This is a genomic window from Mycobacterium sp. E1214, assembly GCF_001666755.1.
Taxonomy (GTDB): Bacteria; Actinomycetota; Actinomycetes; order Mycobacteriales; family Mycobacteriaceae; genus Mycobacterium.
The window spans coordinates 1-662 of record NZ_LZJC01000068.1; the positions used below are offsets into that span (position 1 = coordinate 1).

At 67.4% G+C, this 662-nt stretch carries 1 pseudogene; it reads left to right on the forward strand.

The features are described from left to right. Positions 1–662 (forward strand): annotated as a pseudogene (locus A5700_RS07710) (hypothetical protein); the annotation flags it as partial.

Consider the following 662-nt stretch of genomic DNA (forward strand, 5'->3'; position numbering starts at 1 on the left):
GGTGGGGGCGGGAGCCGACCTCATCTTCAGCGGCCAGCTCTACCAGGATCTCGCCGTGAATGTCGCTGATTACTACGACATTCCGCTGGCCGCCCTGCACCACTTCCCCATGCGCGCCAACGGGCAGCTCGTCCCGGCCGTGCCGGCGCCGTTGCTCCGATCCGCGATGACGACCATCGAATGGCTGTTCTGGCGTTCGACCAAGGAGGTCGACAACGCGCAGCGCCGACAACTGGGCCTGCCGACCGCCACGCACCGCTCCCAGCGCCGGATCACCGACCGCGGTGGCTTGGAAATCCAGGGCTACGACCGGGTTTGGTTTCCGGGGCTGGCACAGGAGTGGGCGAAATTCGGCGATCGGCGTCCGTTCGTAGGCGCCCTGACAATGGAGTTGACCACCGAGGCGGACGCCGACGTCGCGTCCTGGATTGCCGCGGGGACGCCGCCGATCTGCTTCGGCTCCGGCAGTATTCCGGTCGAATCACCCGCCGCCACGGTGGACATGATCAGCGCCGCCTGCGCGGAACTCAACGAGCGGGCGCTGATCTGCTTCGGCGGCACCGACTTCACCGGCGTGCCACACCCCGACCACGTCAAGCTGGTCGGTATCGTCAACTACGCCGCCGTGTTTCCCCTGTGCCGTGCCGTCGTCCACCATGGCG